This is a genomic window from Nocardia sp. NPDC057440 (genome assembly GCF_042802915.1).
Lineage (GTDB): Bacteria > Actinomycetota > Actinomycetes > Mycobacteriales > Mycobacteriaceae > Nocardia.
The window spans coordinates 86,938-101,107 of the sequence record NZ_JBHVDF010000014.1 but is presented as its reverse complement, the minus strand read 5'-3'; the positions used below and the strand labels follow the sequence as shown (position 1 = coordinate 101,107).

10 protein-coding genes and 1 riboswitch are annotated in these 14,170 nt (G+C 66.5%); of the genes, 5 read left to right on the top strand and 5 right to left on the bottom strand.

Going from position 1 to position 14,170, the window contains the following annotated elements:
• Positions 1 to 757: 757 nt before the first annotated feature.
• A riboswitch (cobalamin riboswitch) is annotated at positions 758 to 987 on the top strand.
• Positions 988 to 1,133: 146 nt separating this feature from the next.
• The 4 genes from metE (at position 1,134) to ACFU4Z_RS26295 (ending at position 5,424) form a co-directional block, all read left to right on the top strand.
• Complete coding sequence (metE, locus tag ACFU4Z_RS26310) at positions 1,134 to 3,401, top strand: 5-methyltetrahydropteroyltriglutamate--homocysteine S-methyltransferase (RefSeq protein ID WP_379067542.1); 2,268 nt, start codon at positions 1,134 to 1,136, stop codon at positions 3,399 to 3,401.
• Positions 3,402 to 3,966: 565 nt separating this feature from the next.
• Positions 3,967 to 4,254, top strand: coding sequence for a hypothetical protein (locus tag ACFU4Z_RS26305; protein ID WP_379067540.1), 288 nt, complete (start codon positions 3,967 to 3,969; stop codon positions 4,252 to 4,254).
• Positions 4,255 to 4,325: 71 nt separating this feature from the next.
• Positions 4,326 to 4,682 (top strand): hypothetical protein, encoded by a 357-nt coding sequence (locus ACFU4Z_RS26300; RefSeq protein ID WP_379067538.1) that lies wholly within the window; start codon positions 4,326 to 4,328, stop codon positions 4,680 to 4,682.
• Positions 4,683 to 4,872: 190 nt separating this feature from the next.
• Positions 4,873 to 5,424, top strand: a complete 552-nt coding sequence (locus ACFU4Z_RS26295) for a hypothetical protein (protein ID WP_379067536.1) — start codon at positions 4,873 to 4,875, stop codon at positions 5,422 to 5,424.
• A gap of 16 nt (positions 5,425 to 5,440) precedes the next feature.
• On the opposite strand, the gene ACFU4Z_RS26290 is transcribed toward ACFU4Z_RS26295, so the two are convergent.
• The 4 genes from ACFU4Z_RS26290 to ACFU4Z_RS26275 form a co-directional block, all read right to left on the bottom strand.
• The gene (locus ACFU4Z_RS26290; protein ID WP_379067534.1) at positions 5,441 to 7,984 is read right to left on the bottom strand and encodes an ATP-binding protein; all 2,544 of its coding nucleotides are present in this window, start codon (positions 7,982 to 7,984) and stop codon (positions 5,441 to 5,443) included.
• Between the two features lie 42 nt (positions 7,985 to 8,026).
• On the bottom strand, positions 8,027 to 9,493 hold the full coding sequence (locus ACFU4Z_RS26285; RefSeq protein WP_379067532.1) for a LuxR C-terminal-related transcriptional regulator: 1,467 nt from the start codon (positions 9,491 to 9,493) through the stop codon (positions 8,027 to 8,029).
• A 58-nt stretch (positions 9,494 to 9,551) separates the two neighbouring features.
• The gene (locus ACFU4Z_RS26280) at positions 9,552 to 10,142 is read right to left on the bottom strand and encodes a dihydrofolate reductase family protein (RefSeq protein ID WP_379067530.1); all 591 of its coding nucleotides are present in this window, start codon (positions 10,140 to 10,142) and stop codon (positions 9,552 to 9,554) included.
• 365 nt (positions 10,143 to 10,507) lie between these two features.
• Positions 10,508 to 11,254, bottom strand: a complete 747-nt coding sequence (locus ACFU4Z_RS26275) for a MerR family transcriptional regulator (protein ID WP_379067528.1) — start codon at positions 11,252 to 11,254, stop codon at positions 10,508 to 10,510.
• 168 nt (positions 11,255 to 11,422) lie between these two features.
• Between ACFU4Z_RS26275 and ACFU4Z_RS26270 the strand changes: the two genes are divergently transcribed.
• On the top strand, positions 11,423 to 11,791 hold the full coding sequence (locus ACFU4Z_RS26270; protein WP_379067526.1) for a DUF1707 domain-containing protein: 369 nt from the start codon (positions 11,423 to 11,425) through the stop codon (positions 11,789 to 11,791).
• Here the strand turns inward: ACFU4Z_RS26270 and ACFU4Z_RS26265 are convergent.
• Positions 11,788 to 14,091 carry a tetratricopeptide repeat protein gene (locus ACFU4Z_RS26265; protein ID WP_379067524.1) on the bottom strand — a complete coding sequence of 768 codons (2,304 nt, stop codon included), beginning with the start codon at positions 14,089 to 14,091 and terminating at the stop codon, positions 11,788 to 11,790. The genes ACFU4Z_RS26270 and ACFU4Z_RS26265 overlap by 4 nt on opposite strands.
• Positions 14,092 to 14,170 lie beyond the last annotated feature (79 nt).

The window sequence follows — 14,170 nt, the reverse complement described above, 5'->3', positions numbered from 1 at the left end:
AGACTTGCGCCTTCGGCGCGTGCGCTTCGACGGCTCGGAAGCGAGACGGGCCGCGAACTCTAGTGCTGGGTCTCGCTTCGCTCGGAAGGCGTCATCGTGCCCAGTGGGGGCGTGGGTAGCTGAGCTTGCGACTTCGGTCGATGCGTTTCGGCTGTTGGGGAGGCGGGGCGGGCCGCGAACTCTAGGGCTCGGTCTCGCTGCGCCCGGAAGGCGTCATCGTGCCCAGTGGGGGCGTCGGTAGCTGAGCTTGCGACTTCGGTCGATGCGTTTCGGCTGTTGGGGAGGCGGGGCGGGCCGCGAACTCTAGGGCTCGGTCTCGCTGCGCTCGGAAGGTGTCATCGTGCCGAGTGGGGGCGTTGGGGGGATTGTCGCGACATGGTGGATTCACCTGGGCTGATGAGGACGCGAGGCCAGGGGCGCGAACTCCAGTACTCGGTCATGCTCCACCTGAAAGGCGTCATCGCGCCAAGTGGGAGCTTCGGGGGGATGCTCACGACTTCGGCGGGATGCACATCGGCTGATGTGGACGCGGGACCGGGGCCGCGAACTCCACCCGAAAGGCGTCATCGCGTCGACGGGCGCGGCGGTAGCGGGGCTTACGACCCTGGCGGATGCGTTGCCCCGTGCTGGGCGGGTTTCCGCGCAGTCTGTGCTGCGCGATGGCGGGGGGTGGGGGCTGCCCTATGCTGGTTGGTGCAGCTGGTTCGCTGGTGCGCAGACGAGATGGAGCCCCGACGTCGCGTGCCGGAGTCGAAGCTCGCGGATTCGAATGCCGGGTGCGCGGGTGAAGAGGGAACCCGGTGAGAATCCGGGACTGTCCCGCAGCGGTATGCAGGAACGACCGCCGTCACAGGCACTGAGTTCACGGGCGATCTGCCCCGCGACTTGGGAAGCGACGGCCAGTAGGTGAGCCCCGGCGCAGGCCGGGGTCGGCCAGAAGGCCCGTGCCCGCAAGTCCGAAGACCTGCCAGCCGTGCCGGATACGCCGTATCCGGCGGCCACCGCCTCGTGGATTGGGCGCGCGGACCACCAGTGCGACGTGTCGGGCTCTCCTGTCGGTTTTCCGGCATGTCACTTGGTTTTCCGTGTGCTCGTAGGGCGTCTGGCTCTCAACTCAGCACTGGAGAAACATCGTGACTGTTTCACATCACACACCGTTCACCGCAACGGTTCTCGGCCTGCCGCGGGTGGGGCCGCACCGTGAGCTCAAGCGCGCCACCGAGTCCTATTGGGCCGGGCGCATCGACGCCGAGCAGCTGCACACCGTCGCCCGCGATCTGCGGCGCACCCAGCTCACCGCACTACAGGCGGCCGGGCTCGACTCGATTCCTGTCGGGACATTCTCTTACTACGACCAGGTGCTCGACACCGCCGCGCTGCTCGGCGCCCTGCCACCGCGGGTGGCAGGCATCGCCGATCCGCTGGACCGCTATTTCGCCGCCGCACGCGGCACCGACACGGTCGAGCCGCTCGAGATGACCAAGTGGTTCGACACCAACTACCACTACCTGGTGCCGGAAATCGGTGCGGACACCACATTCGCACTGCATCCCGAGCAGCTGCTCGAGCAGCTGCGCGAGGCGCTCGCTCTGGGAACACCGGCGCGGCCGGTCGTCGTCGGCCCGATCACCTTCCTGAAGCTGGCCAAGACGACCGGCGGCGCCGCGCTGGATCGACTCGGCGAGCTTGTTCCCCTCTACCGTGAGCTGCTGCGGCTGCTGGCCGCGGCGGGAGCCGAGTGGGTGCAGCTCGACGAGCCCATCACAGTCACCGATCTGACCGCCGACGAAATCGAGCTGGTGCGAACCACCTACGCGGAGCTGTCGGCGGCGCGGGACCGTCCGGCGATCCTGGTGGCCACCTACTTCGGTAAGCCGGGCGCCGCGCTCAGCGCACTGGCAGACACCGAGATCGAGGGCATCGCACTCGATTTCACCGTGCCGACCGATCTCTCGGAGGTGGTCGCGGTACCGGCGCTGGCGGACAAGCTGCTCGTCGCCGGTGTGGTCGACGGCCGCAATGTCTGGCGTACCGACCTTGATCGGGCGCTGGCCACTCTCGGCACCCTGCTGGGATCCGCGGCGACGGTGGCGGTGTCCAGCTCCTGCTCACTGCTGCATGTTCCCTACACCCTCGACACCGAGACCGGCCTGGACGAGCAGCTGCGGTCGTGGCTGGCCTTCGGTGCGGAAAAGGTCGCCGAGGTGCGAGTGCTCGCCACCGCGCTGAACGAAGGCCCACAGGCCATCGCCGCCGAATTGGACACCGTCCGTGCGGCCTTGCAGGCACGGCGAGCCGATCCCCGGCTCGACAATCCGCAGGTGCGTGCCAGGCTGACCGCGCTCGGCCCCGAGGCCGTCCGGCGTGCGCCCGCCGAGCAACGTCGGGTACTGCAGGCCGAACGGTTGCAGTTGCCGTCGCTGCCGACCACCACGATCGGCTCCTACCCGCAGACCTCCGCGATCCGGCTGGCACGAGCGGCGCTGCGCACCGGCGAGATCGATCAGGCGGAGTATGTCCGCAGGATGCAGGCGGAGATCGCGGATGTCGTTGCACTGCAAGAGAAGCTGGGGTTGGACGTGCTCGTGCACGGTGAGCCCGAACGCAACGACATGGTGCAGTACTTCGCCGAACAGTTGGACGGCTTCGCCGCCACCGAAGCGGGCTGGGTGCAGTCCTACGGCACCCGCTGCGTGCGGCCGCCGATCCTGTATGGCGATGTGGCACGCCGTGCTGCGATGACCGTCGACTGGATCACCTACGCCCAATCGCTCACCGACAAGCCGGTCAAGGGCATGCTCACCGGCCCGGTGACGATCCTGGCCTGGTCTTTCGTGCGCGATGACCAACCGCTCGCCGATTCGGCACGCCAAGTGGCGCTGGCGATCCGGGACGAGACGGTGGACCTGCAGGCCGCAGGCATCCGCATCGTCCAGGTCGACGAACCCGCGCTGCGGGAGCTGCTGCCACTGCGGGCCGCCGATCAGCAGGCGTACCTCGACTGGTCGGTGCAGGCTTTCCGGTTGGCGACCTCGGGCGTTTCGGATGCGACCCAGATCCACACCCATCTCTGCTACTCGGAGTTCGGTGAGGTCATCGATGCGATCGCCGGCCTCGACGCCGACGTGACATCGATCGAGGCGGCCCGTTCCCACATGGAGGTACTCGACGATCTCAACGCCGCGGGCTTCGACCTCGGTGTCGGCCCCGGCGTCTACGACATCCACTCGCCGCGGGTGCCGAGCGTCGACGAGATCACCGCCGGTTTGCGCGCGGCACTGAAAGCTGTTCCGGCCGAACGGCTCTGGGTCAATCCGGACTGCGGATTGAAGACCAGGGGACCAGTCGAGGTCGAAGCATCGCTGCGCAATATGGTCGCCGCCGCGGCCGCCGTCCGCTGATCTATACGGCGTATCGGATGCGTTCGCAATAATGCGTTCGCACTCCACTCCTTACTCCCTCCGGAACTCCGGAGGGAGTAAGGACCCCGAATAAGAAATAGCTTTACCGAATTACCCGTGGCCTCAGCCCGATTCGGGCCCCGGCCACGGCCGCCGCCGACGCGCCGAGTAGCGCTCACATACCTCTCCGGCCCGCAGTAACGGCCGCAACCGCGACTTTGCGCCGATCCCACGCCGCCACGCGGTATGACATCCCGGGCAACGCTCCATGTGCATCCCCTCCTCGCACGATCGAAACACCTCGAATCCCCTGTGCTGTCTTCGACGCGCGCGCACCCGATCGGGTTCCCCTCTTCACGACAGGTTTCGGATCGCCGCGGCCGGACAGCCGCCGACCCCTCCTCGAAACGTCTGCGAAACCTGTTCGTAACTGCGATTTCCCGACAGAAACCTCTAGACATCTATCGGACCGTCGATTAATGTGACGTTATATAGCGGCACGATAGACAGTGAGTCGCTAGCCGGGGATTCCCGGGCGATCCAGAGATCGTGAAGGACGCAAACGATGACCAGGACCAACCCACAGCGACGGGCCACAAAGACCCTGCTTCGCCTGCTGATCGTGAGCGCAACGGTGGTGACCCCTGCGGTGCTGATGCCCGCGCAGGTTCTAGCCCAGCCCGGCCCGGCCGTTTCGACGGTGCGGACCGAATCCCCCAGCCACCACGGACGTGACAAATCGGGGCGCGAATTACAGCGCCACCGCAGGCGCGACGAGGAGCACCAACGTCGCCAGAACTGCGGAACGCAATTCATTCCCGGCCCGCTCTTCTGCGGAATCTTCACTAACTGACCAGCGAAACGCCAGTTAGCACCCAGACCTCACCAGCTTAATTGCAGCTCGAAATTGAATGGAGAAATCCAATGACCACCAATATCAACACCCGCCGCCTGCTGACCTGCGCCGCCATCGTCGGCGCGATCACCACCGCAGGTGCGGGTATGGCATCCGCAGTTCCCGGTGACCATTCCGGTGGCGGGTCGCGCGCCGGTTCCTACAGCTCCGGCGATTCGACCGGCGCGCATCACATCGACCCCATGGGTTACCACCACGTCGAAAACAATCCGCTGCGGGAGATCGAGCAAGAGGACGCCCGTACCGAATACCACCAGCGTCAGAATCAGAACCAGGTCGGCAATAACGCCCGCACCTACCAGGTTCAGGGTTCCGAAAACGGTGGCTGGAAGGTCTGCAAGCCCCAGGCGCGGTACTGCAAATAAGCCGATGCCATTGACCGCCGCCACGGAGTCGAACTCCGGCGGCGGTCAACGCTGCGGCGTCGACTATCACTATCTCCACACCCCCCCAGCGAACGTGCCGCTACTCAGCGGCACATTGCATGACGCATGAACTACCCGGATAGCCCGAGCGACGTCGGCTGATGGGACAGACGACGAAAGAGAGAAGCCGATGTTCACAAAGAGCGGACGTGAGAAGGCCACGCCGGTGTGTACTGACCGGGGCCCTTCGAAGGCCAAGACACTGGCTGTGCTCGCCATCACCGCGGTGACGGCAGGCGGCCTCGGTATCGGCGCGGGAACCGCCGCGGCCGAGCCCGCAGTGCCGTGCCGGTGGGCGGGCGACACCTACTCCCAGGGCAAGACGGTGAATGCGGGAGGCTGGAGCTTCACCTGCCGATCGGATAGCTTCGGCGGCCCCAATTGGGTTCGCGGGCATGCGGTCAACGGGCACAGCACCGTCCACAACCCCGGCGCGTACACGAACCCCGCCGGTCTGTTCAGTCCGGGCGCGCGCCAGCCGGGAACCTCGTACAACGACTACTGCGTCGGCAGTCAACTGATCGAAGGCGCCGAGGACGTGTACCAGGTCGTCGCGGACCGAAACGGCTTCGTGTACTGGAAGGCCGCGGAGTCGATCGACATGTGGAGCTTCGACGGGGGAACCGGGCCGCAGCGGTCCTGGCGGTCCGCGAGCCTCTGCTATGACGGCAACCTGGCCTAGATCCCCAGCGCCGCGTTCAGGGACGTGCCGGGGACCTCGCGGGCCGCTGCTCGGATTCGAGCCGGATCCGCTCGCTGAGGTCACCCGGCACGTGCCACATGATGTCCGCGCGGGTGGCCGCCATCAGTTTGCGACGGATGGCCACGACCTGGGCATCGACTGTTCGAATGGAACTACCGCGACGCGCGGCGATCGCGCTGTTGGCCCAGCCCGCAGCCGCGAGAACCGCGACGTCGCGTTCCGCGGGCGAGAGCTCCTGCCAGCGTGAGGCAGGCGCACGCGCCGCGGGGACATCGGTGGGCAGTTCTTCGATGGTGAACCTGCCGAGCATGAACCGTTGCAACTCATCGTGGTCCGGCCGCATACGCGCGCCACGGCGGGCGGCCGCGGTGTAATCCGTCGTGCCGAGAATCGAGGTCGCCACCGCGACCGCCTGTTCGGTGCCGCGAGCCACCAGCGTCACCCGCTCGGAGGCAATACCCATCGATCGGTGCAATGTGGCGATACCGCCTTGGAGATAGGCGATTTCGGTCGCCGCGGCACGCAGCTCGGCGCGACTGCCATCTCGTGCGCCGATCCTGGCGGACAAAATGTAGGTCAGCGCCATCATGCTGAAGTGGATGATCCAGCCGGCCGTCCATCGGTCACCCGAGATCAGTAGACGTTCCAGCGCCCCGCGGCCGATTTCCAGCGCATCGCGCGGATCGCCGTGCCTCGATACCGCGATCAACCAGGCCACCTCCCCCCAAGAAATGGCCCATTGGGAATCGCTGGCGATGGCCCGATCGAGATGCTCCCGCGCGGCGCTGAGCGCTTGCTCGGCATCACCCAGGTTCGCGCAGGACAGCGCGGCGAACAGTTCGCTGCGCTGCACCCCGCCCGCGTCGTCGACCTCGGCGAACTTCCTACTCGCCCGGGTCAATACATCAATGGCTCGCGGGTCGAGGTGCATGAGCAGCAGCTCTATGCCCCAGGTGAACTCCACGGGGGCAGGCAAGCCGATATCTTGCAGCGCGGTCTGGCGCCAGTTCTGTTGCAGTGCCGGATCGGAGAGGCATTCGATGGCGCACTCGTCCAGCAGTTGCGCGGTATAGGCATGTCTCCCCTGCCAGATCGCCACCCAGCCGACCAGCGCGGTCGCGGTGATCCGCAGCTGGGTCGGCGGCGGATCGACCTGCCTGATGGCTTCGAGGGCTTGTTCGGTGATGCCCCCGATGGCGCGGTTGGCACCGGTGATGAACGGAATGCGCAGCGCCATGAGAATGGCGGCGGTCTCCAGTCCGATGACGGCTTCCGTGGGTTCGACGAGACTGGTTTCGATGCCGAGCAGGATGTTGCACCACGCAGTACGCGCCCAGTCGAGCCAGTCCTTTTCGTGCGGGCCGTACCACGTGGCCTGGCCCGCGGCGACTTTGTCCCGGTAGTAGCGCCGATGGCGGGCAAGCAGCCGAGCTTCGTCCATGCCGTCACCACGCTGGGACAGTCGGTCCCGCACGAAAACTCCGACGCTTTCCAGGAGATAGTACCGGACCGTGGTCGGCTCGATGCGGACCGAGACCAACGACCGCTCCGCCAGGCGCTCGAGCAAGGGCTCGATCTCGGCCGCCGGTAAGGATTTGTCGCCGCACACCGCGACGATGGCCTCGGATTCCGCTCCGCTGCCGAGCAGTTCGGCCCCGTCGCTGTCGCACCCGGTCACGAACACCGACATACGGTCGAGCAAGAGTTGTTCGCCCGCGGTGCACAGTCCATATGACCAGGCGATCACATCCCGCACGCTGCGGTGACGTTCCTCGGTCCCCAGCCGGGCGCCGGTGGACCATTGCATGCGCCGGTCGTCGGTATCGCCGGTGAGTTCACGCAGCACAATGATGGGCGGCCGATGGAGCAGGCGAGCCGCCGCCAGCCGGATGAACAGCGGATTGTTGTCCACATGCCAGCAGATCTGCTTGGCGACGGCGAGTTCCTCCGGATTGCCGGAGATCGGCCGACCGGTGAGCTCCGCGCGCCGCCGGAACAGCTCGAGTGCATGACCGGACGACATCGGGGGAACCGTCACGATGTGTTCGTCGATCCACCCCACCGGTTCCCGGCTGGTCGCGATGATGGTCAGGCTCGGCACCGCTTCCAGCAGACCGACGATCAACGGGCCGACCCCCGCGAGCACATGCTCGCAGTTGTCCAGCACCAATATCGTCCGATGACTGCCCGCGATGTGACCACCGGTGAATGTCTCCACCAGGCCGTCCCAGGCCGACCTTGCGGCGATGTCCGCCGTCACCACCGACTGCACCACTTCTTCGGCCACGACGCCCGCGTCGGCGCCCGCCGCCAGCCGGGACAGCCGCGTCCAATAGACCGTGTGGTCGGGCGTCGGCCGAAATCGGCGCAGCGCTTCGGTCGCCAACGTGGTCTTGCCGATTCCACCTGGTCCGGCCAGGGTGATGAGTCGCGCGGTCGCGGCGGCCAGCAGAGTGCCGATCCGCTGCAATTCAGTGTGCCTGCCGACGAACTCATGCGCCGCGGCGGGAACTTCATCGCCGGGTCTCACTGCAGACATCCTTGCTCACCTATCGATTTCGAGGCCACATGTAGCAGTAGCCTATCGATAACGAGCAACTCTACTGGTGCGACGTGGCCTGCGTTCGGATTCGTGCCGAACGCGCTCTGCGAGTTCCTCGGGAATATAGCGGGCGATCTCGTTGCGCGAGGCGATCATCAGCTTCTGCCTGATGGTCGCGACCTGGGCGTCGACGGTCCGAACCGAGCTGTGGCGACGGACGGCAATCGCGCTGTTGGGCCAGCCGGCCGCGGCGAACACCGCCACATCACGCTCTGCCTGGGATAACTCGCTCCACAACGAGGGGTTTCGCGCCGGCACCGGCACCGGCAGCGGCCGCGAAACCTCAACGGCGCTTCGGATCTCCTGACCGACCGAGTCGATCCACGATTTGTCCGCCGGACTGTGCCACACGACATGCCCGGCAGCGACCTTGTCACGGAAGTAGCGGCGGTGCCGCGCGGACAGCAGTTCCGCCGCCGCGCGATCGCGGTGATGTAGCCGATCGCGCGCGAAGACTTGCACGCTTTCCACCAGATACCAGCTCATCGCGGTCGGGGTGAGGTGCACCGACAGCAGTGAACGTTCCGTCAGACGTTCGAGCAGGTGCTCGATCTCGCCCGCGGGGAGGATGTCGTCCGCGCACACCGCGATCACGGCGTCGAGTTCGATGCCCCGGTGCGGCGATTCGCCGTCGTCGGTCTCATGGCCCGCCGCGAAGACCGATAGCCGCTCGAGCAGTAATTGTTCCCGCACGCCACACAGCGCGAATGACCAGGCGAGAACGTCGTACACCCCGCGGTGGCGGGCTTCGGTGCCCGCCCGTGCGCCGTGCGTCCACCGTAGTCGCTTGTCGTCGGCGCCGCCGCTGAGTTCGCGCAGCACCATCGCGGGCGGCTGATGCCGCAGCCGCGCCGCGGACAACCGGATGAACAGCGGATTGTGATCGACGCGGCGGCAGATCCGCGCGGCGACGGCGAGCTGCTGGGAATCATCCGGAATCACCCACCCGACGAGTTCGGCTCGTTGTCTGAACAATTCGAGTGACTGCACCGGCGATAGCGGCGGCACCGTCACGATGTACTCGTCGACCCAGCCGATCGGTTCCCTGCTGGTGGCCAGGATCGTCAGGCCCGGCGCCGCGGCGAGCAGATCAGCGATCAGCGGGCCGACCGCGCCGAGCAGATGTTCACAGTTGTCCAGCACCAAGACCGCTCGGTCCGCGGAGTAGTCGCTGCCGCCGCCGAAGGTGCACACCGCCGACTGCACGACGTCCTGCGCCGTAGCGCGGCAATCGCCTTCCAATTCGGCGAGGCTGGCCCAGTACACCAGGTGGCTCCTGGCGCGGTGCACGCGGCGCACGAACTCCCCCGCCAACCGCGTCTTGCCGATGCCACCCGGTCCTACCAGCGTGATCAGCCGCGCCCCCCCGGCCAGCAAGCCACCTAGTCGGTCCAATTCCACATGGCGGCCGACGAATTCGCTGGTGGGTGCCTGTACCAGGGACATAGGACGAAAGTTAGCCGAATCAACGCGAACGCGCTGGAAATTTCAGGTTACCGGGGTGCTACGCCGACCGACATATCGCCGTATGAGCAGGCTGGTGGTAGTGCATCTGCACAACGGCGCTGTCGAAAGTCATCACATCGACCAGCTGCAGATCCGCCATCGCGGCAGGCGCCGGGAACAGTGGCACGCCGCCACCCAGGACGAGCGGGTGGACGAACAGCCGGTACTCATCGATCAATTCGTGCCGCATGAAGGCCGAAGCCGTCTCGGCGCCGCCGAACAGAACCATGTTGCAGTCCTGCTGGTCTCGTAGTGCGCAGATCTCGTCGACCATGCCGTCGCGCACGACTCGGGTGTTCCAGTCCGCGCTGCGCAGGCTGCGCGAGATGACGAGCTTCGGCGTCTGTTTCCAGCAGCGCGCGAAGTCGACATAGAACTCGGATATCGCCGGATCCCCGTCGGCCGTCGGCCAGAACGATGCCATGATCTCGTACGTCTTGCGTCCGTAGATGAACAGATCGGCCGCGCGAAGCTCATCGAGAAACGATTCGCACAACTCCTCGTCCACCATCGGCCAGTGGATCTCCTGATCCGGCCCCTCCGCAAAGCCGTCGAGCGACATCTGCATCCACAGTGTCACGCTTCCCATACCCAACCCATCTGCTGCCCTCGTGCCGAAGTCAGATTCTGGTGGGAAATGAGGGCAGCGCGCATCGGTAGATTAACTCACGACATACCTAAGTAGGTCGTGAGTGATCACACGACCGGGCGCGCTGGACGGCCACCGACCTGCTCGGTCGGCCCATCAGGGCGTGGCACAAAACCTCGAGGGCGATGAGGGTCCGGGGTGTTTCGCGTAGCCGAATGACATTCCGGCCCAGCGATTCTCGCTCCGCGGACGGCTCCGATGCCGTCGCTGCCTGCCAGCAAACATACCGCTGTTTAACGGCACGTTACAGGTCAGTATCTTCAGCCGTGGGAATAGTGGGCATCGAAGTGGGAATTTCGACCCGGTCAGGCCTGCGACAGCGCCTCGGAGATTTCGGCGTCCTGGTCGAGATGCCGTGCCACGAACAGCGTCACGAGCTCCGCGGTCGCCTCGCCGGACATGCTCTTGGTCGCGGCGAGGCGCTCAGAGAGCTCCGCCCGGTCGGCCGAATCCTTATCGGACTGCTGGAACTTCGCAAAGGTCGTGCGACGGAACAGGTCGACGAAACGCCGGGCGATCCGGTCGGTATCGGCCCGCAGCTTCTCGAGTTCGTCGAGCACCTCGGCGGCGGGAACGCCCGCCACGCCGAGCTTCTCGACGATCCGAACCAGCCTGCGGTCCGCCAGTCGGTAGTTTTCGGCGTCTACGGGCTCATAGAGGCCCGCTGTGACCACGCGAGCGAGCCCGTTGGGCACCTCGTGGAAGCGCTCGGCGAGCTCCGTCGCCGCGATGGTTTCGCCCGCCTCCGGAACCTCCTCGGCAACCTCCGACTTCGCCGCGCCGGGTTCGATGACGCCGAGGATGTCGCCCAGGTCGTCACCACGGTCCCAGGCGTCGAGCAATTCCCTGATGCCGTTGAGTTTGATCCCGCGATCCAGCAGCCGGCTGATCGTGCGGACGCGATTGAGATGCTCCGGTCCATAGAACCCGGTTCGCCCTTTGACCTGGGGCGGGGGCAGGACACCACGCTCGTGGTAGACCCGCAGACTCCGCACGGTCGTGCCGGCCTCGCGCGCCAGCTCGTCGATCGTGTATTCAACAGCGGCAGCCATGGTTCAAGGAAACCACACCGACTCCGCATCAACGGCCGCCACACGGGCCGTTGTGGCCGCTTACATAGCCGCCAGCGACGAATCAGCAAACGCTATTTCGGTCACAGTCTTCCCGTCCATGGAAAACGACGCCCGCGCAACATTTCCACCTGCGCATATCCTTCCGGAATGGACGACTCTGCGGGCTCTCGCGTCAGTGTCGCGGACCGTGAACGCGCGCTACTGGAACTGTCACACCATCTCGGCTCGGGCAGGCTGGACCTTGCCGAGTTCGACGAACGCAGCGCAGCGGTGACTGCGGCCACCACCAAGATTCAGCTTGCCGAGCTGTTCGCCGACCTCCCCGGCAACCTGCCGTCCGCCGCGCCGACCCCGGAGCCGCACCCGATGCGCAGGCTCGTCGCGACCGTCGCGACGATCGCCGTCCTCGCCCTGGCCCTGGCCCTCGCCACCGGCACCTGGTGGCCGCTGCTCGTGACCTTCGGCGCGCCCGCGGTGCTGGCGCTCGCCGTCCGAACAGGCGCGTTGCGGCCCTAGAAGCGGGTCTGCGGCCTGACATGGTTGGCCAGATCGACGAGCCGGTACCGATGCAGACGGTGCGGTGCGATACGCGCCAATGCTCGCAGGCTCGATTCCAGCCCGCCCTGCAGTCCCAGCTCGGTAACCGGGAAGCCGAGAATCCTCGAATCGGGCCCGGCCGGTCGCCCGCCTCCCCGTAGCCACTCCAGGGCCGCCCCGACGACGATCACCTGTAGCTGCAGCGCCCGCGGCTCATCCGGCGCCGCGTCCAGGCGGGTCGCCGCCTCGGTGAGATCGGCCTCGGTGATGTCGGCGACCGGCCGCGACACCAGCAGCAGACAACCGGTCATGCGCGCGACACTGTGATAGCGCGAGGCCTCGGGTACCTGATCGAGGACAGCAACGGCTTCGAGCAGCGCACCATCGGCCGCAAGCCTGCGAGCCAGGCCGAATGCCGCGCTGACCATTCCGTGGTTGGTCTTCCAGACCGTCGCGTAATAGTCCGACGCGAGCCGGTGCCAGCGCTTGGCCTCGGCGGGCGTATCCAGGTGCTGCAGTGCGAGTTCCGCGGTGGCGGCGAGAGCGAGGGCGGGTGCGAGCTCACCGGGCAGCATGCTGTGCACGAGGTCGAAGTACTCGAAGGCGCGCGCATGCTGGCCCTCCAGCAGCGCGGCGGCCGCGGAGTACCAGTCGAGGCGCCAGTCGGCGTTGTAGCGCGGGCGCAGGTCGGCGAGCCGATCGCTGGCCAGCCGCACATCGCCGAGGTCGAGGTGGGCACGGATCGCGGTCAGTGTGCCTTCCAGCTCGAAGGACTCCGGTTCCGGGATCGTCCCGGAAACGATGCGGTCGGCCGCACGGCGCAGCGCGTCCAGCGCCTGTCTCGGATCACCGTGCAACAGCGTGGACAGCAGCTCGGCGCTCGGGTCCTCGTTGTCCATCATCGGAACAGGCAGGGCGGCAACGACACTCGGCGCGTCGAGGGCAGGCAGTCGGTGCCTGCCGTCGGTCATGCCGTCGGTCTGGCCGATGAGCGTTTCGATGCCGAAATCGCCACGCATGGAGCCGAATTCGATCGACGCCTGCGGATGTTCGAGGCCGGTCTCCCCCGCGAGCACCATCCGGAGCACGCCGGCGAGCTGGCTGTACATCGAATAGGCAGAAGGAAAACGACGCTGCGGATCCAGATCGGTTGCGCGCTGCAGCAGCCGGTAGAGCGCTGGGTTTCGGCGCAGCAGCGGCTGATCCTCCGGCGTCGGCAGGCCGGGCAGGTAATGACCTTCTTTGTCCTTGGGCAGTTCGAGTATCAGCGCGGCCAGCGTTCGCCCGACCGTGTAGATGTCGGAGGCGACAGTGGGGCCGGTGTCGGTGATCTCGGGCGCCTGGTATCCGGGAGTTCCGTAGATGCTCCCGTAGGACTCCATCGCGGCGACCGCGCCGAGGTCGATCAGTTTGACCTCGTCCTCGCTGACCATGATGTTGTCGGGCTTGAGGTCGTTGTAGGCCAGCCCGAACGAGTGCAGATAGTCGAGCGCGGGCAGGATCTCCATCATGAAGGCGATGGCATCCGGCACCGAAATGCGTTCCGGGGCACGCAGATCGAGCATCTTCTTCAGCGAACGGCCACCGACGTATTCCATGACGATGTAGCCGTCGGCGACGTCACGCGTCGACCGGTGCTTGACGAAGTTGTGGATCTTGACGATGCCGGGATAGGCCACCTCGGAAAGGAATTGGCGTTCGGCGAGGGCGACGACATGCGCCTCGAAGTCGAGCGGGTTCTGCAGGCCCTTCAGCACCACCCATCGATCGCTCACATTGCGGTCGATGGCGAGGTAGATCCAGCCGAGGCCACCGTGTGCGAGGCTGCCCTGCACCTCGTACTGGCCCGCCACCATCTCCCCAGGCTGCAGAGCCGGTCGGAAGTTGAAGGGCGAGCCGCAGCGGTCGCATTCGCCGACCACCGCGCCCGGTCCGGCCTCGGTGGACCGGCCGACCGGCTGTTGGCACTTCCAGCAGAACCTTTTGTGCTCGGGCACTTCCGGACGCTCGAGCACCGAGGTCCGCGGATCGAGCGGGCTCACCTGCGGCATCGCGACCAGCCCGTCGCCGAGCCGTCGGACGCTCGGCCGCGATCTGGCGCTGCGACCCGAAGCGGGTTCGTCGAGCGCGGCGAGCAAAGCGCGCTCGGAATCGGTGGTGCGCTCGGCACCGGTCGTGCGGAGCGAGGTCGACGCTGCCGCAACAGTGCCGGGGGCAGTGGCATTCGAGGTCGCGCCGGGCACCGGACGGTTCGCGGGCTTCGACCAGGGGTGCGGCAACCGTGCAGGCACCTCGGTTTTGGACGGTCGCCGAGATGCCCATGGGTGCGGCATCCGCCGTGGCACTTCGGTGCCACGC